At 66.9% G+C, this 24,765-nt stretch carries 19 protein-coding genes and 1 riboswitch; of the genes, 11 read left to right on the top strand and 8 right to left on the bottom strand.

Annotated features, from left to right (window positions below):
- The first annotated feature begins 33 nt into the window (after nt 1-33).
- From ACYVJ8_RS17015 to ACYVJ8_RS16985, 7 genes are all read left to right on the top strand, one after another.
- Nucleotides 34-1,209 carry a phosphoglycerate kinase gene (locus tag ACYVJ8_RS17015; protein WP_460714641.1) on the top strand — a complete coding sequence of 392 codons (1,176 nt, stop codon included), beginning with the start codon at nt 34-36 and terminating at the stop codon, nt 1,207-1,209.
- Nucleotides 1,210-1,312: 103 nt separating this feature from the next.
- Nucleotides 1,313-3,349 (top strand): DUF3857 domain-containing protein, encoded by a 2,037-nt coding sequence (locus tag ACYVJ8_RS17010; protein WP_460714639.1) that lies wholly within the window; start codon nt 1,313-1,315, stop codon nt 3,347-3,349.
- Nucleotides 3,346-5,613, top strand: coding sequence for a tetratricopeptide repeat protein (locus tag ACYVJ8_RS17005; RefSeq protein ID WP_460714637.1), 2,268 nt, complete (start codon nt 3,346-3,348; stop codon nt 5,611-5,613). Before ACYVJ8_RS17010 ends, ACYVJ8_RS17005 begins: the two co-directional genes overlap by 4 nt.
- A gap of 32 nt (nt 5,614-5,645) precedes the next feature.
- Nucleotides 5,646-6,284: an HAD hydrolase-like protein gene (locus tag ACYVJ8_RS17000; protein ID WP_460714635.1), complete on the top strand. Its 639-nt coding sequence runs from the start codon at nt 5,646-5,648 to the stop codon at nt 6,282-6,284.
- A gap of 190 nt (nt 6,285-6,474) precedes the next feature.
- Nucleotides 6,475-7,941, top strand: coding sequence for a pyruvate kinase (gene pyk, locus ACYVJ8_RS16995; protein WP_460714633.1), 1,467 nt, complete (start codon nt 6,475-6,477; stop codon nt 7,939-7,941).
- Between the two features lie 124 nt (nt 7,942-8,065).
- Nucleotides 8,066-9,208 carry an OprO/OprP family phosphate-selective porin gene (locus tag ACYVJ8_RS16990; RefSeq protein WP_460714631.1) on the top strand — a complete coding sequence of 381 codons (1,143 nt, stop codon included), beginning with the start codon at nt 8,066-8,068 and terminating at the stop codon, nt 9,206-9,208.
- Between the two features lie 195 nt (nt 9,209-9,403).
- Nucleotides 9,404-10,414 (top strand): class I fructose-bisphosphate aldolase, encoded by a 1,011-nt coding sequence (locus ACYVJ8_RS16985; protein WP_460714629.1) that lies wholly within the window; start codon nt 9,404-9,406, stop codon nt 10,412-10,414.
- A 451-nt stretch (nt 10,415-10,865) separates the two neighbouring features.
- Here ACYVJ8_RS16985 and ACYVJ8_RS16980 read toward each other — a convergent pair whose 3' ends face one another.
- Nucleotides 10,866-11,390 carry an O-acetyl-ADP-ribose deacetylase gene (locus ACYVJ8_RS16980; RefSeq protein ID WP_460714627.1) on the bottom strand — a complete coding sequence of 175 codons (525 nt, stop codon included), beginning with the start codon at nt 11,388-11,390 and terminating at the stop codon, nt 10,866-10,868.
- Between the two features lie 119 nt (nt 11,391-11,509).
- Between ACYVJ8_RS16980 and ACYVJ8_RS16975 the strand changes: the two genes are divergently transcribed.
- The 3 genes from ACYVJ8_RS16975 (at nt 11,510) to ACYVJ8_RS16965 (ending at nt 16,803) form a co-directional block, all read left to right on the top strand.
- On the top strand, nt 11,510-12,655 hold the full coding sequence (locus ACYVJ8_RS16975) for an efflux RND transporter periplasmic adaptor subunit (RefSeq protein WP_460714625.1): 1,146 nt from the start codon (nt 11,510-11,512) through the stop codon (nt 12,653-12,655).
- 3 nt (nt 12,656-12,658) lie between these two features.
- Nucleotides 12,659-15,784 (top strand): efflux RND transporter permease subunit, encoded by a 3,126-nt coding sequence (locus tag ACYVJ8_RS16970; RefSeq protein ID WP_460714623.1) that lies wholly within the window; start codon nt 12,659-12,661, stop codon nt 15,782-15,784.
- Between the two features lie 62 nt (nt 15,785-15,846).
- On the top strand, nt 15,847-16,803 hold the full coding sequence (locus ACYVJ8_RS16965) for a TrmH family RNA methyltransferase (protein ID WP_460714621.1): 957 nt from the start codon (nt 15,847-15,849) through the stop codon (nt 16,801-16,803).
- Between the two features lie 550 nt (nt 16,804-17,353).
- On the opposite strand, the gene ACYVJ8_RS16960 is transcribed toward ACYVJ8_RS16965, so the two are convergent.
- The 4 genes from ACYVJ8_RS16960 to ACYVJ8_RS16945 all read right to left on the bottom strand — a co-directional run bounded on the left by ACYVJ8_RS16960 (nt 17,354) and on the right by ACYVJ8_RS16945 (nt 20,419).
- On the bottom strand, nt 17,354-18,796 hold the full coding sequence (locus tag ACYVJ8_RS16960) for a M28 family peptidase (protein WP_460714619.1): 1,443 nt from the start codon (nt 18,794-18,796) through the stop codon (nt 17,354-17,356).
- 135 nt (nt 18,797-18,931) lie between these two features.
- Complete coding sequence (gene mscL, locus ACYVJ8_RS16955; protein WP_460714617.1) at nt 18,932-19,336, bottom strand: large-conductance mechanosensitive channel protein MscL; 405 nt, start codon at nt 19,334-19,336, stop codon at nt 18,932-18,934.
- 42 nt (nt 19,337-19,378) lie between these two features.
- Complete coding sequence (locus ACYVJ8_RS16950) at nt 19,379-20,131, bottom strand: fumarylacetoacetate hydrolase family protein (RefSeq protein ID WP_460714615.1); 753 nt, start codon at nt 20,129-20,131, stop codon at nt 19,379-19,381.
- A gap of 3 nt (nt 20,132-20,134) precedes the next feature.
- On the bottom strand, nt 20,135-20,419 hold the full coding sequence (locus ACYVJ8_RS16945; RefSeq protein ID WP_460714613.1) for a hypothetical protein: 285 nt from the start codon (nt 20,417-20,419) through the stop codon (nt 20,135-20,137).
- A gap of 105 nt (nt 20,420-20,524) precedes the next feature.
- Here ACYVJ8_RS16945 and ACYVJ8_RS16940 point away from each other — a divergent pair, with 105 nt between their 5' ends.
- Nucleotides 20,525-20,878 carry a Rieske (2Fe-2S) protein gene (locus tag ACYVJ8_RS16940; RefSeq protein ID WP_460714611.1) on the top strand — a complete coding sequence of 118 codons (354 nt, stop codon included), beginning with the start codon at nt 20,525-20,527 and terminating at the stop codon, nt 20,876-20,878.
- A 5-nt stretch (nt 20,879-20,883) separates the two neighbouring features.
- Here ACYVJ8_RS16940 and ACYVJ8_RS16935 read toward each other — a convergent pair whose 3' ends face one another.
- The 3 genes from ACYVJ8_RS16935 to ACYVJ8_RS16925 are packed head-to-tail and all read right to left on the bottom strand — an operon-like array spanning nt 20,884 to nt 24,298.
- Nucleotides 20,884-22,731 (bottom strand): SLC13 family permease, encoded by a 1,848-nt coding sequence (locus tag ACYVJ8_RS16935; RefSeq protein WP_460714609.1) that lies wholly within the window; start codon nt 22,729-22,731, stop codon nt 20,884-20,886.
- 20 nt (nt 22,732-22,751) lie between these two features.
- Nucleotides 22,752-23,492, bottom strand: a complete 741-nt coding sequence (trmB, locus tag ACYVJ8_RS16930) for a tRNA (guanosine(46)-N7)-methyltransferase TrmB (protein ID WP_460714607.1) — start codon at nt 23,490-23,492, stop codon at nt 22,752-22,754.
- Nucleotides 23,492-24,298: a thiazole synthase gene (locus ACYVJ8_RS16925; RefSeq protein WP_460714605.1), complete on the bottom strand. Its 807-nt coding sequence runs from the start codon at nt 24,296-24,298 to the stop codon at nt 23,492-23,494. Before ACYVJ8_RS16925 ends, trmB begins: the two co-directional genes overlap by 1 nt.
- 205 nt (nt 24,299-24,503) lie before the next feature.
- Nucleotides 24,504-24,593: riboswitch (cyclic di-GMP riboswitch) on the top strand.
- Nucleotides 24,594-24,765: the final 172 nt, after the last annotated feature.

Below are 24,765 nucleotides of genomic sequence, written 5' to 3'. Positions count from 1 at the left end.
CCCTTTTTGCTGCCGCTCCAGCTTAGGAATCCCATGTCCATCGTCCGCATGACCGACCTCGACCTCGCTGGCAAGCGCGTGCTGATCCGCCAGGATCTCAACGTGCCCGTGGCGGACGGCAAGGTCACCTCCGACCAGCGCCTGACCGCGTCCATTCCCACGCTGAAGCTCGCGCTCGAGAAGGGCGCGGCGGTGATGGTGATGTCGCACCTGGGCCGGCCGAAGGAAGGCATGTGGACGCCGGAGGATTCGCTGGCGCCGGTCGCGCAGCGCCTGGGCGAACTGCTCGGCCGTGAAGTGCCGCTGGTGCGCGACTGGCTCAGCGCCGATTTCAATGTGAAGCCGGGCGAGCTGGTGTTGCTGGAAAACTGCCGCATGAACGTCGGCGAGGGTAAGGACGACGAGACCCTGTCGAAGAAGTACGCCGAACTGTGCGACGTGTTCGTCATGGACGCGTTCGGCACCGCGCATCGCGCGCAGGCCTCGACGCATGGCGTGATCAAGTTCGCCAGGCAGGCCGCGGGCGGCCCGCTGCTGATGGCCGAACTCGATGCGCTGGCCAAGGCGCTCGACAATCCGGCGCGCCCGTTGCTCGCGATCGTCGCCGGCTCAAAGGTCTCGACCAAGCTGGAACTGCTTTCCTCGCTGGTGGGCAAGGTCGATCAGCTGATCGTCGGCGGCGGCATTGCCAACACCTTCATCGCCGCGATGGGCTACGGCGTGGGCAAGTCGCTGGTGGAGATGGACCTGCTCGACACCGCGAAGCAGATCATGGCCGACGCCAAGGCGCGCGGCGCCGAGATTCCGGTTCCCAGCGACGTGGTCGTGGCCCCGGCATTCGCCGCGGATGCGCCGGCGACGATCAAGGCCGTCGATGCGGTCGCCGCGGACGACATGATCCTCGACATCGGCCCGCAGACCGCCGCGCGCTACGCGGAGCTGATCAAGGCTGCGGGCACGGTGGTGTGGAACGGCCCGGTCGGCGTGTTCGAATTCGACGCATTCGGCAAAGGTACCGAGACCCTCGCGCGCGCCATCGCCGCCTCGAAGGCGTTCTCGATCGCCGGCGGCGGCGACACCCTGGCCGCGGTCGACAAGTACGGCATCGAGCGGGACGTGTCCTACATTTCCACGGGCGGTGGTGCTTTCCTCGAGTTCCTCGAAGGGAAGGAGCTGCCGGCGGTGGCGGCGCTCAAGAGCCGCGGTTAAGGAAGTACCCGATCGCCGGGCGCGCGGCCCGGCGATCCACTGGCGTCTACGTCTGTGTGAGCCGGCTCGGTTACAGTAAGCCAGGGGAAACTGAGACGGCGTAATGCGGATAATTCTGATGTGGCTCGCGCTGGCATTCGCGGGCGTGGCGGGTGCGCAGGAAGTCGAACATGCGCGCGGTGAATATCGATTCTTCGTGGGGCCGGAGCCGGCTTTCGCAACGCCGCAGGACGTGCCGGCGCAGTGGGACGCGAAGGCCCCGGGCGGCGGCGACACCCCTTGGCGGTTCTGGCTTTTCGACAAGCAGGTCGATCGCCGGAAGGGCCGCGACCAGGTCTATCTCGACTACGTCTATGAAGTGAAGGACGCGACGCTGCTCGGCGAGGCTGGGCGGTATCAGATCTCGTTCAACCCTACCTATCAGCGTCTCGTTCTGCATCGTGTGCAGCTGCGCCGCGATGGCAAGTGGTACGAGCGGCTCGCGCCGGACCGGATTTCGCTGGCGCGCCGCGAAGAAGGTTTCGAGAAGGATATGGCGGACGGCAACGTGACCGCGCTGATCGTGCTCGACGACGTGCGCGTGAATGACGTCGTCCGCGTGCGCTACTCCATCATCGGCAGCAATCCGATCCTGTCCGAGCAGCTGATCGATAGCGCCACGTTCGCGTGGAACAGCCCGATGCTCAAGGCGCGGATGCGCGTTCTCTACGACCGCGGAAGCAAACCTGAAGTGCATCTGGAGAACGGTGCGCCTTCGCCGGCGATCCGCGAGACCGAAGCGGCGACCGAGGTCGTGTTCGAATCCAGCCGCAACCGCGCTTACACGGACGAAGGTTCGTATCCCGCCTGGTACCAGCCCTATCCGCTGGCGCAGGTATCGCAAACGCGTCGCTGGTCCGATGTGGTGGATTGGGCGCTGCCGCTGTATCCGGCGCAGAAGGGGGCCTTGCCTGCCGATCTCGAGGCCCACCTCGTGCGCTGGTCGAAGTTGCCCGATGCGCAGGCACGGGTAAGTGCCGCGCTGCGCCTGGTGCAGGAAGAGGTCCGCTACTTCGGCGTGGAGATGGGCGACAACACGCACAAGCCCACGGCTCCGGCGGAAACCTGGTCGCGCCGCTACGGCGATTGCAAGGACAAGGCCTATCTGCTCGCCACGTTGCTGACGAGGATGAACATAGACGCGGTGCCTGCGCTGGCGTCCATCGAGAGCGGGAAGGGCATCGCCAAAGGCCCGCCGGCCGCTTCCGCCTTCGACCACGTCATCGTGCGGGCGAAAGTGGGCGATCAAGTGCTATGGCTGGATGCGACCATGACATCGCAGGGCGGTGCGGCGCGCGACAGCGACCTCAGCCGCTATGGCGTCGCCTTGCCGGTCGCTGCCGGCGTGAGCTCGCTGCAGGAGATTCCCGCGGCCAAGACGCCGCAGGCTTCCATTGCCATCGCCGAGCGCTACGAACCCAGCGACGATGGACGCAGTGCCAAGCTGAATATCCGAACGACGTACCGTGGCGGAGCCGCCGACAACGCCCGTCGCGGCTTCGCGAGCGCACGGCCCGAGGAGACGTCTCGACGCTATGCCGACTACTACCGCCGCCGCTTCGGAAAGGTGACGGTTGTCGGTGCGCCGGCCTTCAAGGACGACCTGGACGGCAACGTCCTCGAAGTCCGGGAGGAATACCTGCTGGCCTCACCCTTCGAGGAAGAGGGCGACTTCCGATTCCTCGACCTCTACGCCGAAGCGTTGGCGTCGCCCGCGCAACTACCCGGTTCGATGGAGCGGGTCGGACCGCTGGATGTCGGTATGCCTGCGCACTATCGCCAGGAGGTCGAAGTGCAGCTTCCCGCACGCTGGATCTCCACGCTCGGGGACGAAACCTTGGACGTGGATTCGGATGCCTTCAAGTTCACGCGCGAAGTCAGCGTGGCGGACCGAAGCGTCAAGGTCGTGTTCGACATGAAGGTGGTCGCCGGTGAGGTCGCGGGCGACAAGGTCGGACCGCACCTGGTGGAGCTGCGCAAGGTTCACGACAACCTCAATGCGCGGGTGACGATCAAGCCGTCGCCGGCGGCGCGAAACAAGGACCGGGACGCGCGCCTGAAGGCGCTGCTGAAGAATGCGATCGAGGGCGAGGCCAAGTGAAAACCGAGAATACCGTTCTGCGCTGGATGGCCGGCGCCACCGTTGCGCTGGTCATGGGTGCGCCGCTCGCGAAGGGGCACGAAGCGCCGGACGCAGCCCGCATGTGGGAGCAATTCCTCAAGACTGCGGACGCCGGCAAAGCCTATGACGCGCTCGCAGTTCTGGATGCGGTCGGTTACGACATCGCCTCGGTCGATTCGGCGAAGTGCAGCGAACATCGCGATGCGATGCAAGCGGCCGTGGCCGCTGCCCCCGTCAGCATCGCGATACGCCGCGCGGCCTTTCTTTGCGCGGATGCGCTGAACGACAGCGCCACCGCCGATCGCGAAATGAACGTGCTTGCGGCTTTGTCGCAGTACGCCATGAAGCAGACCGGCCCGGAACCGCTGCTGACGGACCCGATCCGGGTGATGGCGCCGGCGGATGCCTATGCGCTGGTGGAAAGCCTCGGCCTGAAGGTCCGCTACGAGTATTACGGCGCGCTGCATCCGGCGCGGTATTTCCCCCTCGTGATTGCCGCCTGGGACGACGATGCGAAACATGAGCGGCGGCTGCGGTTCGACTACGTCGATACCGCCTACACGCTGAGCCGGACCAATACCTTGGCGGGTTTTCCGATGCTGCGCACGGTCATGGCGCGTGCGTTCGTCGAAGGCGGGATCAAGGGCGATCGTTTGACCGCCATAGACATCGACGCCGTGCAGACGTCCGTCGGCGAGACGAAGCCGGAAGACAAGGTCGCCAAGTTGCGGCGCGCCGCGAACGCAGGCGGCATGCAGGCCGCCATCGCATGGATGGTGATCTGCACGAGCACCCCGAAGTACGCCGATTGCACGGATGGCCTGGTGGACGCGCTCCTGCCCGAGGCGGAAGAAGACAATGCGATCGCGATGGTGCTGCTGTCCTTCGCCTACCAAGAGGGCGTCGGGGTGAAGCGCGACAGTGCCGCCGCCTGGACTCTGCTGGACAAGGCCGAACGCATCCAGCCGCAGGAAGCGCTGATCGACTTCGTGTCGTTTTGGTCGGTTGCGCGCAACGCGACGCCGCTGCCGGCCGAAGTCGAGCAGCGCCTTGCGCGTGCCAGCAAATCGGTCAAGGCCGCGCGCCTGGTCGCCATCCAGCGTAAAGCGGACGGGAAAGCGCAACTGGATCCGGCCGATCTGGCTTTCCTCGCCGACCCGGCGGTGAATCGGCGGGGCCAGGGGCTTGCGGTGCTGGTCGACTACTACGCGGCGGCAGGCAAGCAGAAGGAACAGCAGGACGCGACGGTGAAGGCCGCGCTGGCCGGAGCCACGGTCGCTAAGTTCCGCTATGCCAGTGCGCTTGTTTCCGGCAATTCCGAAGGCATTCCACGCGACGTCGAGAAGGGCGAAGCCCTCATGGCCGAAGCGGCGCACGAGGGCAATGCCCGAGCAGGCCTCTACAAAGCATGGCTCAGCCTCAGCGCGGCCAAATTCTCCGATGCGGAAGGCTGGGCGCTGGCGCCCGCGTCCTCTGCCGACCTCGACTCGCTCATGTTCCTCGCGGACCTCTATACGCAGGATCGCCCGGGGGTTTCCGGTAAGACCGATCGCGCGCTGCGGATCTACGAGTCGATGGCCGAGGCGCCCGACGGGGCGCCTGCGCGGCGCGCGCTGGCCGAGTTGGCCTTGCGTGGCCGCGGCATGGACAAGGATGCCGCCAAGGCGAAGCAGTGGCTGCAGACCGACGCGCAGAACGGCGATCACGAATCCGAAGCGATGCTGGGATATCACTACCTCAAGGGCGACTTCGGTAAAGACCAGGAGTCGCAGGGACTGCAGTGGATGGAGCGCGCGATCGCGGGAGACAACGAGCGTGCGTTCGTCGAGTACGGCGCCTGGCTCTTTCACAAGAACGATCCGAAGTCGCGTGCGGAGGCGCTGCGAATCTGGGGCCGCGGCGACGCGGCCGGTCATGTCACTTCCATCAACAGCTATGCCTGGGCGCTTTGCACGGCGGTACATGACGACGCCTACGACCCGGCTCGTGGCCTGGAGATGAGCAAGCGCTTGGGCAATGTCGAGACCATGGTTCCCTGGTGGCTCGACACCGTCGCCGCATGCGAGGCGGCGGTGGGCAACTTCAAGCGGGCCGCGACCCTGCAGGAACGTGCCGCCACGCAAATGGCGGCCCTGGATACCGAACAGGAAGAGCGCAAGGGCAAGCCAGCGGGCTACAAGCAGCGCCTGGATCTCTACCGCGCCGGCAAGGCCTTCCGCGACGACGACTCGTCGGGCGACTGATCTGCGAAACCACTTTCCGAAGCACTGACATCATGGCCACGCTCTTCTTCGACATGGACGGCACGCTGATCAACTCGGAGGTCGGCATCACCCGCTGCGTGGCGCACGCGCTCACGCAGATGGGGTTGAAAGTGCCGGCGGAAGCGGAGCTGCGGCGGTGGATCGGTCCCTCGCTGCGCACCAGCTTCGCGCCGCTGCTGCGCGACGACGCGAAGGTGGAAGCGGCGGTGCTGCATTACCGCGACCGCTTCGAAACGCACGGCTGGGCCGAGCATGAGATCTACGCCGGTATCGGCGAAACCATCGAGGCGCTGCATGCCGCCGGCCACCGGCTCGCGGTAGTGACGGCGAAGAACGAGCCGCACGCACGCAAGATCGCGGAGCATCTGCCGTTCGGGCATCGCTTCGTCGACATCGTCGGCGCCACCATCGACGGCTCGCTCAGTCACAAGCCGGAACTGATCGGCGCGGCCTTGCAGCGCCTGGCGGTGTCGCCGGCCGAGTGTTGGATGATCGGCGATCGCCGCATGGACATCGAAGGTGCGCTGCACCACGGCATGCGCCACGTCGGTGTGTTGTGGGGCTTCGGTGGCGAGGACGAGTTGCGGGAGGCGGGCGCTCAGCGTTTGGCGACGCGCCCGGACGAATTGCTGCCGCTGCTGGCGGCTTGAACCCTGGCGCTCATGGCGCGCGCATCCAGGTTTGCATAAGCGGCAGTCGCCAGGGCAGTGGTCCGCTTTCGGGTGGGGTATTTGAGACCAATCCGCCGCATGCGCCGCGGTATGGCCGGGCCGCGCCCGCATGCAATCGGCAAAGGCGGGGAGCTGTGCTAGCGTCGCGGAGTTCCATGGACCGCAAGCGATGACGACGACCAGACGCCGCACCAAGATTCTCGCCACCCTCGGCCCGGCCACCGATGCGCCGGGCGTGCTCGACGCCCTGCTGGCCGCGGGCGTCGATGTCGTCCGCCTCAACTTCTCGCACGGCGATCCTTCCGGTCAGGTCGCACGCGCGCAGGCCGTGCGTGAAGCCGCGCATCGCGTGGGCCGCGAAGTCGGCATCCTCGCCGACCTGCCCGGTCCCAAGATCCGCATCGAGCGCTTCGCCGAAGGCCGCGTGCTGCTCAAGGCCGGCGATCGCTTCGACCTGGTCGCCAGCGACAGCGCGCCGCCCGGCACCACCAGCGAAGTCGGCGTGAGTTATCTGGGGCTGCCGGGCGACGTCATCCCCGGCGACGTGCTGCTGCTCGACGACGGCATGCTGCAGTTGCGCGTCGAGCGGATCGAAGGCGAGCGCATCGTCAACACCGTGCTCAACGACGGCGCACTGTCCGACCGCAAGGGCTTGAACAAGCAGGGCGGCGGCCTGTCGCTGGGCGCGCTCACCGAGCGCGACCGCGAGTTGATCAAGGTCGCTGCCGAACTGCGTGCCGACTTCATCGCGGTCTCGTTCTGCCGCAATGCCGAGGACATGGAAGAGGCGCGGCGCATCGCCCGCGCCGCTGGCAGCGATGCCGCGCTGGTGTCCAAGATCGAGCGCGCCGAAGCGATCGAGAATCTGCGCGAGATCGTCTTGGCCAGCGACGTGGTGATGGTCGCGCGCGGCGATCTTGGCGTGGAGATCGGCGACGCCGAGCTGCCCGGCCTGCAGAAGAAGATCATCCGCGAGTCGCTCGAGTGCGGCCGTGTCGTCATCACCGCCACGCAGATGTTGCAGTCGATGGTCGACAGCCCGATCCCGACGCGTGCGGAAGTCCTCGACGTCGCCAACGCCGTCATCGATGGCACCGACGCGGTGATGCTTTCGCAGGAGTCCGCAGCCGGTAAGTACCCGGTAAGAGCGGTGGAGGCGATGGCGCGCATCTGCCTCGGTGCCGAACGCCAGTTCGAATCGGACACCGACTTCGAAGCCGCGCCGCGCAATCTCGAGCGTGCCGACCAGGCCATCGCGATGGCGGCGATGTTCCTGTCCGAACACATCGGCGTGCGTGCGATCCTCGCCGCTACCGAATCCGGCGGCACCGCGCGATTCTTGTCGCGCTTCCGTTCGTCGGTGCCGATCTACGGTCTCTCGCGCCACGACGGCGCGCGCCGGCGGATGGCGATGATGCGCGACGTGTTCCCGGTCGACTTCGACAGCCGCGGCCTGGCCTCGCGCGAAGCGGCGCGCGTGTCGATCAAGCAATTGTTCGACGCGGGCTTCCTGGCGCCGGGCGAGCGGGTGATCTTCACCAGCGGCGACCATATGGAACACCACGGCGCGACCAACACCCTGCGCCTGCTGCAGGTGGGCGAGGGCGGCAAGGCCGAAGGGCTCGGCGAGCTGTAAGCCCCAACCTTTGCTCCTAAACTAGGAAGGCGAAGGAATTTGCCGTCTCACGCTTGATTTGCATCAATGGCGTGGACCGCCGTGCCAAGCAAACTGGCACCGTATCCGGCCATTGGGAAATCTTATGAAGCGCATTTGCATCGCCATCGGCCTGAGCCTGGCCGGTATCCATAGCGCCGCCGCGATCGGCCTCAACGACTGGCCGACGCAGGGCAAGACCGAGTCGGGCGTGGAGTACGGCCTCAAGGCCCAGTTCCAGTACGACCTCAACGAGTTCGGCAACGATCGCCTCGACAACGGCACGCAGCGCTTCGAAGACGCGCACGACTGGCGCCGTCGCGAATTCGGCGGTTTCGTGCGCAAGCCGGGCGTGTTCGAGCTCTTGCTGGGCTACGACTTCGCCTCTGATACGTGGATCGACAACTACTTCAAGTTCAACGCCGGCAAGGCGCACGAGATCCGGCTGGGTCAGATGAAGACACCCGTCGGCCTGGACGAGGGTGCGACTTCGTCGGCCGCAACCACATTCCTCGAGCGCGCTGCCCCCGCGAATGCGATCTACGAGGGACGCCGCATCGGTGCCGACTGGACCTGGACGGTCGACAAGCACTGGCGCGTGAATCTGGGCTACTTCAGCGGCGGCGATCTCAACGGCTTCAACGAGGGGCACACGGCGGCCGGTCGCGTGGTATTCACACCGCGTAACGAGGAGGGCGATGTGCTGCACTTCGGTTTGGCCGCCTCGCGCGAGCAGCGCGATGACGACACGGCACGCGTCCGTACCCGGCCCGAAGCCGGGCTCACCGACGTCCGCCTGGTCGACAGCGGCGCTCTGGCGGGTGCGGACGACATCGATCGCCTTGGCCTGGAAGGCGCCTGGCAGCGCGGGCCATGGGTGGCGCAGGCGGAATGGCTGACGGCGAACGTGCGCCGCGAAGGCACCGCGGACTATCGCGCCCAAGGCGCGTACGCGCAGGCCAGTTGGATGCTCACCGGCGAAACCAAGCCGTACAAGGGCAGCGCCTTCGGCAATCCGAAGCCGGCGCGGGCGGCCGGTGCGGTGGAGCTGGGGCTGCGCTATTCGACGCTGGATCTCGACGACGGACTCGTCGCCGGTGGCACCCAGCATGATTGGACGCTGGGCGCGAGCTGGTATCTCACGCGCTATTTCAAGTTCCAGGCGAACTACGTGCGGGTCGACAGCGATCGCCGCGCGGTGACGTTGTCGCCTGATGTGTTCGAGATGCGGGTGCAGCTGTCGTTCTGACGCCAGCGTCGTCTCGGGCCGGTGGGCGCGGAGCCCACCGGCACGGTATCGGCCTTGCACTTCCGCTGGGCGGAACTGGTATTGGATTCGAGGGTGCCGGTCCTGCAAGTCCTTGATTTTCAGTCCGCGGAGGCACGCGGCGGTCACCCGCGGCCGCTATAATGTGCGGCTTCCCACCCGCACCGCAGGACTCCCATGAGCATCGAACAGCTCGCCGAAATCGCCCAGGCCATGGTCGCCCCGGGCAAGGGCATCATCGCGATCGACGAATCCACCGCCACCTGCGCCAAGCGTTTCGCTGGCGTAGGCATCGAGAACACGGAAGAGAACCGTCGCCGCTACCGCGAGCTGCTGCTCACCACGCCGAACCTGAGCGAGTACATCTCCGGCGCGATCCTGTTCGACGAAACCATCCGCCAGTCCACCAGCGACGGCGTGCCGTTCGCGAAGTACATGATGGACAACGGCATGATCCCTGGCATCAAGGTCGACAAGGGCACCCACAATCTCGCCGGTTGTCCGGGTGAAGTGGTCACCGAGGGCCTCGATGGTCTGCGCGAGCGTCTGGCCGAGTACTACAAGCTCGGTGCGCGCTTCGCCAAGTGGCGCGCGGTGATCAACATCAGCGACGACATCCCCTCGGGCACCTGCATCGAAGCCAACGCTCACGCGCTCGCGCGTTACGCCGCGCTGTGCCAGGAGCAGGGTCTGGTGCCGATGGTCGAGCCGGAAATCATCATGGACGGCAGCCACGACATCGATGAGTGCTTCCAGGTCACCGAGGTGATGCTGCGTTCGCTGTTCGCTTCGCTGGTCGAGCACAACGTGGTGCTGGAAGGCACGATCCTGAAGGCGTCGATGGTCGTGCCGGGCACCACCAGCGGTGAGAAGGTTTCGGTCGAGGAAGTCGCCGCCGCCACGCTGCAGTGCCTGAAGTCGACCGTGCCGGCGATCCTGCCGGGCATCGTGTTCCTCTCGGGTGGCCAGAGCGACGAAGACGCGACGGCGCATCTCAACGCGATGAACCAGATGGGCCCGAATCCGTGGCCGCTGTCGTTCTCCTACGGCCGCGCCATGCAGGCCGCTGCGCTGAAGCTGTGGTCGCAGGACCTGGTGAACAACTTCGCCGCCGCGCAGAAGACCGTGTACGCGCGTGCCAAGGACAATGGTCTGGCTGCGCTGGGTCAGTGGAAGAAGGTCGCGTAAGCGAGCTTTCTGTTTCGATGAAAACGCCGGCCACGTGCCGGCGTTTTTGTTTTTCGTCACTCCCTCGCCCCGCTTGCGGGGAGAGGGAAAGCGTCGCGCTAGCGACGCAGGGTGAGGGGACGTGGCGTCACGATCCCGGCACCGCCTGCCCTCCTATACATCTGGACGCGGCGGCAAAAAGCACAGGCAACTCGCTGCGCTCGCCTCCCCTCATCTGCCCTTCGGGCATCTTCTCCCCGCACGCGGGGAGAAGAAGAGTGCGGAGGACGCCGAAGTGGCGTCCTGCACGCTCGCGATAAGCGCTGCCCGATGGGATGGGGGTGCGGAGAGCGGACCAGGATGGTCCGCGGCCCCGACTAAAGGCAGGGATGCCGTCCGGAGGGGCGGAGCACCCCCCATCGCATCGGGCAGCGCGTCCGTCCGAAGACGGGCAGTCGGAACGTGTGACACATCAACGCACTGCGAGCGCCTCGAGATAAAGCGCTTCCATCCGCGCATCAAAACAGCACAGCAACACTCGTTGCGGCCGGGATTGTTCGGCCAGCCATTCGCGGATGCTGTCGACCGCAACCCGCGCGGCACGTTCGGGCGGGTAACCGAATATTCCGCAACTGATCGCCGGGAAGGCGATGGACTCGATGGCATGCGCCTCCGCTAGCGTGAGCGACTCGCGATAGCAGCTGGCCAGCAGCTCAGCTTCACCGGAGGTGCCGCCGCGCCACACCGGGCCCACGGTGTGGATCACGTGGCGTGCCGGCAGATCGTGGCCGCCGGTGATGCGAGCTTCGCCGGTGGGGCAGCGTACGTACGGGCGGACGAAGGGGATGGCCCGGCACTCCGCTGACAATCCGGGGCCGGCCGCGCGATGGATCGCGCCGTCGACGCCGCCCCCGCCCGCCAGGGCTTCATTGGCGGCATTGACGATGGCGTCCACCGCGAGCTGGGTGATGTCGCCCTGCAGGACCTCGATGCGCATGGCCGGGAGTGCTCGGACAAGTCACGCCATTTTGCCGCATCGGGGGGCAACCATCGGGCCATACGTGGGGTCATGTCCGCCCCGTAGAATCGGGGTTTCCGTTGGCCCTCCCGCTGCCCATGCCCGTCTTCCCGCTTTCACGTCCGCTTCGCATCCTGGTGGCGCTGGCCCTGGTCAGTCTGGTCGCCGCGTGCGGCAAAGGCGATGCAGAAGGGGGCAAGGGCAGCGGCCAGCCGCCGGCTGCGGTCACCACGATGCAGCTCCAGCCCGTGCGCTGGAGCGACGAGCTCACCGCATTGGGCACGGCCCATGCGCGCGAATCCGTCACCATCACCGCGAGCGTCAGCCAGACCATCGCCAGCGTCGAATTCGACAGCGGCCAGTACGTCGCGAAGGGCCAGCCGCTGGTGACGCTGGTGCAGGGCCAGCAAGCGGCCAGCGTCGCTCAGGCGCAGGCGCAATTGCGCAATGCCGAGCAGCTTTACGAACGCAACCGCCGCCTGGCCGAGCAGCAATTGATCTCCCGCGCCGATCTGGAAACGCAGCGCACCGCCCTGGAAGCCGCGCGTGCACAGGTCGCCACGCAGCGCGCCACCGTCGCCGACCGTGTCATCCGCGCGCCGTTCGCCGGCGTGCTGGGCCTGCGCCTGGTCAGTGCCGGTTCGCTGGTCACGCCGGGCACGCCGATCACCACGCTCGACGACGTCTCGCTGATCAAGCTCGACTTCACCTTCCCCGAGGCAGCGCTGTCGCAGCTCGCCGTCGGCCAGCGCGTGAATGCGCGCAGCGACGCGTGGCCGGGCGAAACCTTCGTCGGCACCGTGGCTTCGATCGATTCGCGCGTGGATCCGGTTTCGCGCGCGGTCACCGTGCGCGCGGAAATCCCCAATGCCGACGGGCGCCTGCGTCCCGGCATGCTGCTCGACGTGGGCGTCGAACGCGCCTCGCGCGACACGCTCGCGATCCCGGAGCTCGCTCTGCAGCAGAACGGCAACATCGCCAGCGTGTTCCGCGTCGAGTCCGGCGACCAGGTCAAGGAAGTGCCGGTGAAGATCGGTTCGCGCCGCTACGGCGAAGTCGAGATCGTGTCCGGCCTGAAGCGCGGCGACCGTATCGTGGTCGAAGGCACGGTGAAGCTGCGCGACGGCGCGAAGATCAAGGACACGGGTGCCAAGGCGACCGCGGACGACGCGCCTGCTAACGGCGGAAGTGCGGATGGATCGGCGAAAACAGCGGAAGCCGCCCATTCGGCCGGAGGTCGCTGAGCCATGCTGCTTTCCGACGTCTCGATCAAGCGCCCCGTCTTCGCGACGGTGATGTCGCTGATCCTGATCGTGCTGGGCGTGGTGTCGTTCACCCGCCTGCCGCTGCGCGAACTGCCCGACGTCGATCCGCCGGTGGTCTCGGTCAACACGAGCTACACCGGCGCGTCGGCGGCAGTGGTCGAGAGCCGCATCACCCAGGTGCTGGAAGATGCGATCAGCGGCATCGAAGGCGTGGACCTGATCACCGCCACCAGCCGCAACGGCCGTTCGGACATCAATATCGAGTTCACGCTCACGCGTGATATCGAAGGCGCGGCCAACGACGTGCGCGACGCGATCAGCCGGGTGAGCAACCGTTTGCCCGAAGACGTGGATCCGCCGCAGGTCGCCAAGCAGGACAGTGACTCCTCGCCGATCATGTTCCTCAACCTCAGCGATCCCAGGCTGAGCGCGCAAGACCTCACCGACTACGCCGACCGCAACCTGGTCGACCAGTTCTCCGCGATCGACGGCGTGTCCTCGGTGTTCATCGGCGGCGGCCAGCGCTACGCGATGCGCGTGTGGCTGGATGCGAACGCGCTGAGCGCGCGCGGACTCACCGCCGAAGACGTCGGCACCGCGCTGCGCCGCGAAAATATCGAATTGCCGGGCGGCAGCATCGAATCGCAAACTCGCGAGTTCGCATTGCGGGTGATGCGCGGCTACCAGACGCCGGAGAGCTTCCAGCAGTTGGTGGTCGGCAAGGGCAGCGACGGTCACGTCATCACCCTGGGCGAGGTCGCGAAGGTCGAATTGGCCTCGGAAGAACGCCGCGCCTACTACCACGGCAACGGCGTGCCGCAGGTCGGCCTGGCGATCGTCGCGACCTCCACGGCCAACTCGCTGGAAGTGGCCCGCAACGTCCGCGCCCTGGTCGAACGGATCTCGCCGACCCTGCCCCAGGGAATGCAGATGAGCATTCCCTACGACACCACCGTCTTCACCGACGCCGCGGTGCACGAGGTCTACAAGACGCTCATCGAAGCCATCGTGCTGGTGCTGCTGGTGGTGTTCGTGTTTCTCGGCAGCGTGCGCGCCGCGCTGATTCCGGCGGTGACGGTGCCGGTGTGCATCACGGCCGCGTTCATGGCGCTGTACGCCTGTGGCTTCTCGATCAACCAGCTCACGCTGCTGTCGCTGGTGCTGTCGATCGGCCTGGTGGTCGACGACGCCATTGTGGTGCTGGAGAACTGCCAGCGCCGCACCGACCTGGGCGAGCCGCCGTTGCTGTCGGCGATGCGCGGCACCCGGCAGGTGGCCTTCGCGGTGATCGCCACCACCATCGTGCTGATCGCGGTGTTCCTGCCGATCGCCTTCATGGAAGGCAACACCGGGCGGCTGTTCCGCGAACTGGCGGTGGCCGTGGCCGGCGCGGTGGCGATCTCCGGCTTCGTCGCCCTCACGCTGACGCCGATGATGTGCTCGATCCTGCTGCGCCCGCATACGCACAAGCGCGGTTTCAACAACTGGGTCAACGATCGCCTCGACGCGCTGACGCGCTGGTACCGCGGCCTGGTCGGCAGGATCGTCGGGCGCGGCTGGCTGCTGGCCGTAGCGATGCTTACGACCTTCGTCATCAGCGGCGTGCTGTTCAAGCTGGTGCCGTCGGAACTGGCGCCGGCCGAGGATCGCGGCGACTTCAATATCTCGATGACGGGCCCCGAAGGCGCCGGCTACGACTACATGGTCCGGCAGATGGCGCAGATCGAGAAGCGCCTTCTGGCGGCTACCGGCAAGGACAGGCCGATCGAGCGCGTGATCACGCGCGTGCCGGGCGGCTTCGGCGGACTGAGCACCGGCTTCAACACGGGCCGTGCGACGGTGTTCCTGAAGTCCTGGGACGATCGCGACGTCACCACGCAGGACGTCATGGACAGCGTGCGCAAGGATCTCGCCGACATCCCCGGCGTGCGCACGACGACGGAAGTGCGCCAGGGCCTGGTGCGCGGCTTCGGCCGGCCGGTGCAGTTCGTGCTGCGCGGACCGACCTACGAGACGCTGGCGCAATGGCGCAACCGCATGCTGGTGCGGATGGAAGAGAATCCGCGCCTGCTCAACGTCGACTCCGACTACAAGGAAACGCTGCCGCAGATCCGCGTCGACATCGACAAGGCGCGCGCCGCGGACCTGGGCGTGCCGGTGCAGGCGATCGGCAACGCGCTGCAGACGATGCTGGGCTCGCTGCGCGCCGGCACCTACGAGAAGGATGGCGAGGAGTACTACGTCATCATGCAGGCGCCGCTGGAGAGCCGCCGCAACCCGACCGACATCACCGACCTGTACGTGCGTTCGACCAGCACCGGCAAGCTGGTGCCGCTGTCCAACCTGGTCAAGCTGAGCGAGAACGCCGAAGCCGGCACGCTAAGCCGCTTCAACCGCATGCGCGCGATCACCCTCAGCGCCGGCCTCGCGCCGGGCTACACCGTTGGTGAAGCGCTGGAATACCTGCGCGGCATCGCCGCCGAAGAACTGCCGCCGGAAGCGCAGACCGACTACAAGGGCGAATCGCGCGAATTCATGAAGTCCAGCGGCGCGGTGTTCTTCACCTTCGGCATGGCCTTGCTGGTCGTGTTTCTGGTGCTCGCCGCGCAGTTCGAAAGCTTCGCGCACCCGCTGGTGATCATGCTCACGGTGCCGCTGGCGATGCTGGGCGCGTTGCTCGGCCTGACGATCTGGGGCGTCAGCCTCAATCTCTACAGCCAGATCGGCATCGTCATGCTGGTGGGCCTGGCGGCGAAGAACGGCATCCTGATCGTGGAGTTCGCCAACCAGCTGCGCGACGAAGGCCGCGCGGTGCGCGACGCCATCGTCGAGGCCGCGACGGTGCGCCTGCGGCCGATCCTGATGACTTCGGTGGCGATGATCTGCGGTGCGATTCCGCTGATGCTGTCCAGCGGCGCCGGTGCGGCCAGCCGCTCCAGCATCGGCGTGGTGATCGTTTTCGGCGTGGCGTTCTCGACCTTGCTGTCGCTGCTGGTGGTGCCGGCGTTCTACGCTCTGATCGCGCCGTTCACGAAGTCGCCGGACGCGGTGGCGCAGGAGCTGGAGAAGCTCGACGAGGCGACGCCGCCGGTGAGCGGCCACGCCTGAGCCGCGGAGGCGTGGGGCGTCGTTTTCGACGCCCGCGCTCGGTCAGGCGGTAAGCTGCGCATATGTCCGAGCACCGTCCCCGCCCGCCGCGCCCCCCTGCTGGCGCCGGCCCCTGGAAATCCACCCCCGCTTCCGCGCCACGCGAGCGCTCGCCGCGTCCGCATGAGGAGCCGCGCGCTGCGCGTGCGCAATCCGATCCGCGCCATGAGCCTCGTGCTCCGTCGCGCGGACACGGCGACCCGTGGCAGGACGATGCCGGCGAGCACCCGGCGCATCCCGCACGCGCGCGCCGCGACGCCGAGTTGCGCCTGTACGGGCTCAATGCCGTGCACGCCGTGTTCGCGCGCAGGCCGCAGGCCATTCGCAAGCTGTACCTGGCCGAGGCGCGTATTCCGGCGCTGCAGCCGTTATTGAAGTGGTGCGTCGCGCATCGCGTCGGTTATCGCGTGGTGGAGGAGGGCGATCTGGATCGCCTGGCCGCCAGCACGCACCACGAAGGCGTGGTCGCCGATGTGCTGCGCGAGGACACGCATTCGCTGTCTACCTGGCTGCGCGATCTCAAGCCGGGTCCGCAATGCGCGCTATGGCTGGATGGCGTGGGCAATCCGCACAACTTCGGCGCGATCCTGCGTTCGGCCGCGCACTTCGGCGTCGGCGCGATCCTGCTGCCCAAGCACTCGCCGCTGGCGTTGTCCGGTGCGGCGGCGCGCGTGGCCGAAGGCGGTGCGGAGGCCGTGCCGATGGTGCGCCTCGGGCGGCAGGACAATTCGATGGCTCAGTTGCGCAGCGCGGGCTTCGCGCTCGCCGCGACGGTGGTGCAGGGCGGTACCGACGTTTTCGACGCTTCGCTGCCGCAGCGACTGGTGTTCGTCATGGGTAGCGAAGGCGAGGGCATGGATCGCGAGCTTGCCGACGCTTGCGACCTGCGCGTTTCGATACCGGGCACTGGGGCGGTGGAAAGCCTCAACGTTGCTGCGGCTACAGCTGTGTTGCTGGCTGCTTGGCGGTCGCGTTTATAAGCGAAGCGGCTAGTTGTTGTCTGCCTGAGGGCAGGCGGCGCCGGTGGGCAGTCGTGACACGCCGTGAATCGACCCCATCGTTCACCGCAGACACGCGCTGCGGCGCGTTCGGCGCGCTCGCAACTGCTTTTCACGGGGGCGCGGCTTGTCAGCGGCATCCATGCCGCTGACAGTCACGCCTGCCCACCGACACCACCTGCCCATCACACATCACTGTGTCGGTGGAAAAAAGAAAAAGCGAAGCTGAAGCGACACAACGACGGCCTGTCTTCGAGTGGTGGCGCCATCCACCACGACTGCCACTAATCACAGGCGCGAGCACACACTCCGCAAATTCCACGGGGCGAACATCCTGCGTGCATTGGCCGCGCTCTTGTTTTTGCGGTTGGCTGACGAACCATGATGTTTGGGGGGAGGGCGGTGCCGGTGTGTCTGCGTGACTGTCGGCGGCATGGATGCCGCCGACCAAGCCTCCATGGACGGATTCACGGCGTGTCACGCAGACGCATGGGCGCCGCCCTCCTGCTGGGGCAGCGAATCCGCTGTTGCCTTACTCAGAAGGCGGCGTATTCGGCTTAGCCTCGCTACCAAAATCCCCATCCGCACTAGCGGCGAGATAAGCGAACACCGCATACGCCGCGACATTCTGCGCCAGCGCCTTCGGATCGATCTTGTCGAGCGTGTCGTCGGGCGTGTGGTGATAGTCGAAGTAGTCGGTGCCGTCCTGGCGCAACGTCGCCCAGGCCAGACCTTGCGCGGCGAACGGACCGATGTCCGGGCCCGGGCCCCCTTCCTCCGGCGCATGCGCGATGCCCAGCGGCGCCAATACCTCGGCGATCTGCTTCACCGCGCCCTGCGCATAGTCCGGCGCGCCGCTGCGGAACGCATAGACGCGGCCCGCACCGAAGTCGCTTTCCGCGGCCAACTGATGCTTGCGAATGTCGCCCAGATGCTTGGCCGCATAAGCCTTGCCGCCGTACAGCCCCTGCTCCTCGTTCGCGAAAGCGACCACGCGGATCGTGCGCGCCGGACGCTGCTTCATCTCGCCGATCAACGCACCCGCGGCCATGGTCAGGCCCACGCCCGCACCGTCGTCGATCGCACCCGTGCCCGGATCCCAGGAATCCAGATGGCCACCGATCAACACCACCTCATCGGGCTTGCTGCGGCCGCGAATCTCGCCGACCACGTTGTGCGACACCGCCTCACCGTTCCAACCGCAGTCCAGCGCCACGCGCACGCGCACCGGCCCGTCCGCGAGCAGACGAGTGAGCTGCTCGGCATCGGGCGCCGACAGCGCCGCCGACGGAATCGGCGTCAGCCCTTCATCGAAGTGGGTGATGCCGGTATGCGGATTGCGATGCGAGTCCGTACCGGCCGAACGCATCAGATAAGCGGCCGCACCCGCACGCACCGCAGCCGACGGACCCTGACCGCGAACCTTGCCACCCATGCCGTAGCCGGCACCGTCGCGGGCGCGTTCCATGTGATGGTCGATGAAGGCGATCTTGCCGGCGAGCGAACCCGCCGGTGCGGCCTGCAGCGAAGCGAGATCGGCGAAGCGCACGACCTCAGCCTCGACCGTACCGCCCGGGCTGCCGCCCAGCGCGATGAGCGCGAGACGCTGCGAATGCGCGCCGAGGATCTCGCCACGTTCGCTACGACGCTCCCACTTCGGGAACCGCACTTCCTCCAGCCAGACCTTGTCGTAGCCCAGCGCCTTGAACTTGGCCTGCGCCCATTGCACCGCGCGCGCATCGGCTTCGCTGCCGGCCAGGCGCGGACCGACCTCGGTGGTCAGCGATTCGGTGACCTCGTAGCCCAGATTGCTCGCCAGCGCCTGCTCGCGCAGCTGCGTGGCGGTGGCTATCGCCTTCGCGGGGATGGTCGTGGTGCGTGGTGCGGCCTGCACGGTGCCGACGAGCGCGGTACCAACTAGGAGCGGAGCGGCGAACAGCAGAGAAGTTGCGAGAGACCACGGCACAACGCGCATCACGGCTCCTGGGTACGAAAAAGACGAAACCGCGAGCTTACCCGCCCGCGGCCCGTTTCCGTTGTGCGCCACGCCACTGCAGACGTGAGAGTTTTTGGCGGCAGCCGCGAATTCCACTCGCGGCTGCGCGGTGCCTCAGCGCTTGAGCGAGTCGCGAATCTCGCGCAGCAGCAGCACTTCTTCGGGCGGCGCGGCGGGCGCTGCAGCGGCCGGCTTGCGCATGCGGTTGGCGGCCTTCACCACCAGGAAGATAGCCAGCGCGATGATCAGGAACTGCACGATCGCATTGACGAATTCGCCCAGGCCGAGCACCACGGCAGGCACTTCCTTGCCTGCGGCGTCGACGGTGGCTTCCTTCAGCGTGACCACCCACTTGGAGAAATCCACCCCGCCGATCAGCACGCCGATGGGCGGCATGACGACCTTGTCGACGAAGGCGGTGACGATCTTGCCGAACGCGGCGCCGATGACCACGCCGACCGCGAGATCGAGCACGTTGCCGCGCAAGACGAATTCCTTGAACTCCGCAATCAGACCCATCTGTTTTCTCCCCGGACGGCGCCAGTGCCGCGCCGACTATACCTAAGCGGGGAGGATGCGGCCCTGCAGCAACAGCGCCGTGCGCTGGCTGGCGGTTTCCAGCCGCGCCTCGAAGGCGTCGCCCGGCTGCAGTGGGCCCACGCCTGCCGGCGTGCCCATGAAGATCAGGTCGCCCGCACGCAGCGTGTACAGCTTCGACAGCTCGTGGAGGATGTCGGGGATATTCCAGATCAAATCGGACAGCACGCCGTGCTGGCGGACCTCGCCATCGATGCGCAGTGTGAGCGTGCAGGCCTCGAGCTTGCCGTCGGCGAGCGCGTCGACGTCGGCCGCCGACACCAGGGTGCCGATCGGTGCGGCGTGCTCGAACGACTTGCCGGTATCCCAGGGCAGGCTCTTCGCCTTGGCGGCGGCCTGTAGATCGCGGCGCGTCAGGTCCAGGCCGACCGCGTAGCCGTAGACCAGCGACATCGCATCGCCGATGGCGACGACGCCGGCAGGCGCGTCGCGGCCGAGCGCGACCACCAGCTCCACTTCGTGATGCAGCTCGCGCGTGCCGGGCGGATAGCGCACCTGGCCATCGGTGACGATGGCGTCGGCGGGCTTGAGGAAGAAGGTGGGCGTGCCGCGTTCGGCCGGCGAGGCTGGCGCTGCGGCCCCCATCTCACGCGCATGCTCGGCGAAATTGCGGCCGACGCAGTAGATGCGGTGGACGGGGAAGAAACTATCGGCGGGAAGGCCGGTGCCCTGCACCGGAACGCGCGGCTGCGCGGGCGCGACGACGACGTCGTGCATGCGTCAGCGCGGCAGCGACACGGGATCGACCACGCGGAATTCGCCGTCGAGCACGCGCGCATCGCGCGCAATGGGCTTGCCGCGCTGTTTCCACAGCTTGAACAGGAGGCCGGCACCGATCATCGCGGCACCGACGAATACGCCGAACATCACCAGCACCGCCAACAGCGTCAGTCCGACCAGGCCCAGCAGGATGCGCAGCGCACGATGGCGCGGCTTGCGCGGTGCCGAGAACGTCTGGCGCATGCGCGCATTGAACTGATCGAAACGGAAAGTCTGGGCAAACATCGTGTACGGACCCCTCTGGTGACACAATCCAGTCATGAAGACCGGGCGCGCAGTATCAGCCGGCCCTCCGGTTCAAGTGTGAGAACTGCGTTAAACAATGAGACCGTGGACACAACCCTGCCTCCTGCCCGCACCGCGCTGATCGCCCTGGACGCCATTACCGACGGCGGCTTTGCCGAAACCGAGGCGGCCGTCGATGGCGATGCCGAATCGCTGATCCTGTATCGCGAGGGCGAGGCGGTGCGCGCATGGATGAACATCTGCCCGCACGCCGGGCGTCGCCTCGACTGGGCGCCTGGCCTGTTCCTCAAGAGCAAGGACGGCCTGTTGGTGTGCGCCGCGCACGGCGCGAGCTTCGAGTTGTCGCGCGGCGAATGCGTGGCCGGTCCGTGCCGCGGCGAAGCGCTGCGCGCCATAACGGTGGAAGTGCGCGATGGGTACGTCTGGTTGACGCGCTGAGCCGCTCAGCGGAACAGCAGCTGCGAAACCGCCACGATCACGCCGATGTAGAGCAGCGACAACGGACCGCCGATCCGCCACATCTCCTTGCTGGTGTAGCCGCCCGCGCCGACGACCATCGAGATCACGGGGTTGGAGGAGGTCATGAAATTGTTCGACGCCGACAGCGCGACGATCAGCGCGAAGGCGGTGGGATTGCCCTCCGCGGCGAGGGCGAGATTGACCGCCAGCGGCACCACAACGATCGTCGCGCCAACGTGGCTGATCACCAGCGAGAAGGCGGTGGTCAGTACGCCGACCAGCAATTCGAGCATCCAGATGGGCGTACCGCGCGGCAATTGCTCCAGCGAATGCCCGGCGATCCACGCGGCCGCGCCGCTGGAATCCATCGCCCACCCCAGCGGAATCAGGCAGGCCATCAAGAAGACCGTGCGCCAGTTGATCGCCGCATAGGCCTCGTCGATGTGCAGCACACCGGCGATCAGCATGCCGGCGACGCCCGTCATCAGCGCGATCGACGCCGGCAGGCGCGATGACAACGCGAGCAGCATCGATACGACGAAGATCGCCAAGGCGATCTTGAGCTTATGCGGACGCTGCTCGCCCTTGGGATAGTCGGTGACGACGACCAGATCCTTGCTCTCGGCGGCTTCGGCCAGGTCGGTCCAGATGCTGTGCAGCACCAGCATGTCGCCGCTGCGCAAGGTGACGCTGCGCAGGTCCTCACGCAGTACGTGCTTGTCCCGGTTCACGGCCAGCAGGCTCAGGCCGAGGTTCTTGCGCAGGCCGAGGTCGCCGGCCTTCATGCCGAGGAACTTGGACGTGGGCGGAATCACCGCTTCGGAAATGCCGGCGCGGCTGGGATTGAACAGGTCGGCGAAATTGCGCAGCCGCGAGCTCAGACGCAGGAAATTGTTCTGCGCGAAATCGACGATCGCCTGCTTGTCGCCCATCGCGCCCAGCACGCTGCCGACCCAGATGCGCGCGTCAGCGGGCGGCGCCAGGCGCGATTCGTCGCCGGTCTTGAGCGCCAGCAGCAGTGGCGCGCCGCGCAGCGCTTCGGCTTCGCCGATCGACATGCCCACCAGCGCGCTGTCGGCGGTGACGGTGAGTTCGAACACATCGCCTTCGATGCCGTAGGTCTTGGCGAAATAGCTCTGCGTGCGCGCCGGGGTCGCGCCACCGCCGGCTTCCTCCTTCTCGCGCAGCAACTTGTCGCCGAAGTAATGGAAGTACACGAGCGACAGCGTGAGCAGCGCCAGGCCGATCGGCAACGGCGCGAACATCTTCAGCGGTTCGATGGTCGCCGCACCCGACGGCAAGCTGGCGTTGGCCGCCTCCAGCAAGTCGTTGAGCAGCATCAGCGGCGAATTGCCGACCATGGTCAGCGCGCCGCCCATCACGATCGCGGCTGCGATCGGGAACAGCAGCCGCGGCAACGACAGGCCGGTGCGCGAGGACAGGCGCGAGGCGACGGGCATGTACAGCGCCATCACCGACGGGTTCTGCATGAAGGACGAATTCAGGCCGGCGATGGCGGTGGTGAACAGCAACAATCGCTGTTCGATGCCGTTGGATCTTCGCAACAGCCAGCCCGCGAGGCGATTGAGTGCGCCGGTACGGTCCAGGCCGGCGCCGAGGATCATCGTGGCGATGATGGTGATGACCGCGTTACCGGAGAAGCCGTTGAACAGCTCCGCCGGTTCGATCAATCCCGACAGCCCGAGCAGCACCAGCACGACCAGGGCGACGACGTCCGCGCGGATCCGCTCGAACAGGAACATCACCATCGTGAACACCACCAGCCCGAGAACGAGCTTCATGTCGGTGGTGAGCGGAAGCGCGGTGTCCATGCCGAGGAGTCAGCGAGTCATCAGTTCTTGGAGTAGAGAAGGTCCCAGACGCCGTGGCCCAGTTTCTGGCCTCGGGTCTCGAAATGCGTTTGCGGGCGCCACTCCGGTCGCGGCACCGACCCGCGCTCCCCGGCGCGATTGACGATGCCCGAAGTGGCGTCGAGCACATCCCACATCTGCTCCGCATAGTCGTGCCAATCCGTGGCCAGGTGCAAGCGCCCGCCGGACGCGAGTTTGCTCACGATCAGCTTGGCGAACTCCGGCTGCACGAGGCGACGCTTGTTGTGGCGCTTCTTGTGCCAGGGGTCGGGGAAGTAGATGCGGACTTCGTCGAGGGATGCGTCGGCGATCTCGTGCGTGAGCACTTCCACCGCATCGTGGTGGTAGAGGCGCACGTGATCGCTGCCGTCCTGCGCGAGCGCGTTGAGCAGCCGGCCCACGCCGGGTGCATGCACTTCGATGCCGATCAGGTCGCGGTCGTGGTCGTGCTGCGCCGCGTAGCGCAAGGCCTCGCCATTGCCGAAGCCGATCTCGACCACGCGCTTGGCCTTGCGGCCGAAGACCGCATCGAAGTCGCGCGGCTGCCCGGTGTAGTCCAGGCCGAAGCGCGGCCACAACTCGTCGAAGGCGCGCTGCTGCGCGGGCGTGAAGCGCCCCTGGCGCAGCACGAAGCTGCGAACCTTGCGATGGCCTTCCTCGAGGGTGAAGGGCTTGGGCGGGGCCTTCTTGCCGCCCTGCTCAATTTCGTCCTGCTCCGTCATCAGCCGATTAGCCCATCGACCGGCGACGAAGCGCTGGCGTAGCGCTTGCGCGGAATGCGTCCGGCCTTGAACGCGGCGCGGCCGGCTTCGATCGCCAGCTTCATCGCATGCGCCATCAGCACGGGGTCCTTGGCGCCGGCGATCGCGGTGTTCATCAGCACGCCGTCGCAGCCCAGTTCCATCGCGATGGCGGCGTCCGAGGCGGTGCCGACGCCGGCGTCGACGATGATCGGGACCCTGGCGTTCTCGATGATCTCGATCAGGTTGTAGCGGTTCTGCACACCCAGGCCCGAGCCGATCGGCGCGGCCAGCGGCATCACCGCGACGCAGCCGATTTCTTCCAGACGCTTGCACAGGATCGGGTCGTCGCTGGTGTAGACCATGACGTCGAAGCCGTCCTTCACCAGCGTTTCCGCGGCGGCTAGGGTCTGCACCACGTCGGGGTAGAGGGTCTTCTGGTCGCCGAGAACCTCCAGCTTCACCAGGTTGTGGCCGTCGAGCAGTTCGCGCGCGAGGCGGCAGGTGCGCACCGCGTCGTCGGCGGTGTAGCAGCCGGCGGTGTTCGGCAGGATCGTGTAGCGGTCGGGGGGCAGGACGTCGAGCAGGTTGGGCTCGCCGGGGTTCTGGCCGATGTTGGTGCGGCGGATGGCGACGGTGACGATCTGCGCGCCGGCGGCGTCGGTGGCGCGGCGGGTTTCGTCGAGGTCCTTGAACTTGCCGGTGCCGGTGAGCAGGCGGGATGCGTAGGCCTTTCCGGCGATGACCAGGGGGTCCGCGGGCGGCGCAAAGAGGGCAGGGAGCGTCATCCGCGAATTTTAGCAGCGGCGCCGCCGCCGCCGGGCATCGACCGCCTGTCGTACAGCTCGCGCCGAAACCCGGATGCGTGGCCGCTGCGGGTGCGCGGCTACGTTGGGTCCAGTCAGCAGGATGCAACTGGCCCGGATCGGGGGAGCGTTCCCCTGCGCTGCTCCCACCGGCGACGCTCTTGCTACGCGCGGTTTACACCGTGCGGTCTGCTAATGGCACACCCGGTGCGAGCCGGGGCCGCAAAGCCACGGATCCCGGACGACTCCCTCCGTCCGCGATGGCCGGACCACCATACCGCCGGTGTTTACCGCGCGTCACCTGCAAAGCGTCGGCCTCGTTCGGACGCGCTGCCCGCCGGTATGGGGGCGGCTGCGCTTTCCACGGCAAGGTCTGTCTTCTTCGGCAGGACGCGCTGCCCGACGGGACGGGGGTGCTCCGCCCCTCCGGACGGCATCCCTGCCTTTAG

The sequence above is a fragment of the Lysobacter terrae genome, assembly GCF_054782215.1.
The sequence above is the reverse complement of the archived record's forward strand: the minus strand, read 5'-3'. Positions and strand labels throughout refer to the sequence as shown.

Excerpts from the sequence above, each read along its gene's own strand:
- ACYVJ8_RS16990 (WP_460714631.1), top strand. The coding sequence starts at position 8,066 with ATGAAGCGCATTTGCATCGCCATCGGCCTGAGCCTGGCCGGTATCCAT.
- ACYVJ8_RS17015 (WP_460714641.1), top strand. The coding sequence starts at position 34 with ATGTCCATCGTCCGCATGACCGACCTCGACCTCGCTGGCAAGCGCGTG.
- ACYVJ8_RS16985 (WP_460714629.1), top strand. The coding sequence starts at position 9,404 with ATGAGCATCGAACAGCTCGCCGAAATCGCCCAGGCCATGGTCGCCCCG.
- ACYVJ8_RS16975 (WP_460714625.1), top strand. The coding sequence starts at position 11,510 with ATGCCCGTCTTCCCGCTTTCACGTCCGCTTCGCATCCTGGTGGCGCTG.
- trmB (WP_460714607.1), bottom strand. The coding sequence starts at position 23,492 with ATGACGGAGCAGGACGAAATTGAGCAGGGCGGCAAGAAGGCCCCGCCC.
- ACYVJ8_RS16980 (WP_460714627.1), bottom strand. The coding sequence starts at position 11,390 with ATGCGCATCGAGGTCCTGCAGGGCGACATCACCCAGCTCGCGGTGGAC.
- ACYVJ8_RS16965 (WP_460714621.1), top strand. The coding sequence starts at position 15,847 with ATGTCCGAGCACCGTCCCCGCCCGCCGCGCCCCCCTGCTGGCGCCGGC.
- ACYVJ8_RS16970 (WP_460714623.1), top strand. The coding sequence starts at position 12,659 with ATGCTGCTTTCCGACGTCTCGATCAAGCGCCCCGTCTTCGCGACGGTG.
- ACYVJ8_RS17010 (WP_460714639.1), top strand. The coding sequence starts at position 1,313 with ATGCGGATAATTCTGATGTGGCTCGCGCTGGCATTCGCGGGCGTGGCG.
- ACYVJ8_RS16960 (WP_460714619.1), bottom strand. The coding sequence starts at position 18,796 with ATGCGCGTTGTGCCGTGGTCTCTCGCAACTTCTCTGCTGTTCGCCGCT.
- ACYVJ8_RS17000 (WP_460714635.1), top strand. The coding sequence starts at position 5,646 with ATGGCCACGCTCTTCTTCGACATGGACGGCACGCTGATCAACTCGGAG.
- ACYVJ8_RS16945 (WP_460714613.1), bottom strand. The coding sequence starts at position 20,419 with ATGTTTGCCCAGACTTTCCGTTTCGATCAGTTCAATGCGCGCATGCGC.
- mscL (WP_460714617.1), bottom strand. The coding sequence starts at position 19,336 with ATGGGTCTGATTGCGGAGTTCAAGGAATTCGTCTTGCGCGGCAACGTG.
- pyk (WP_460714633.1), top strand. The coding sequence starts at position 6,475 with ATGACGACGACCAGACGCCGCACCAAGATTCTCGCCACCCTCGGCCCG.
- ACYVJ8_RS16925 (WP_460714605.1), bottom strand. The coding sequence starts at position 24,298 with ATGACGCTCCCTGCCCTCTTTGCGCCGCCCGCGGACCCCCTGGTCATC.
- ACYVJ8_RS16935 (WP_460714609.1), bottom strand. The coding sequence starts at position 22,731 with ATGGACACCGCGCTTCCGCTCACCACCGACATGAAGCTCGTTCTCGGG.
- ACYVJ8_RS16950 (WP_460714615.1), bottom strand. The coding sequence starts at position 20,131 with ATGCACGACGTCGTCGTCGCGCCCGCGCAGCCGCGCGTTCCGGTGCAG.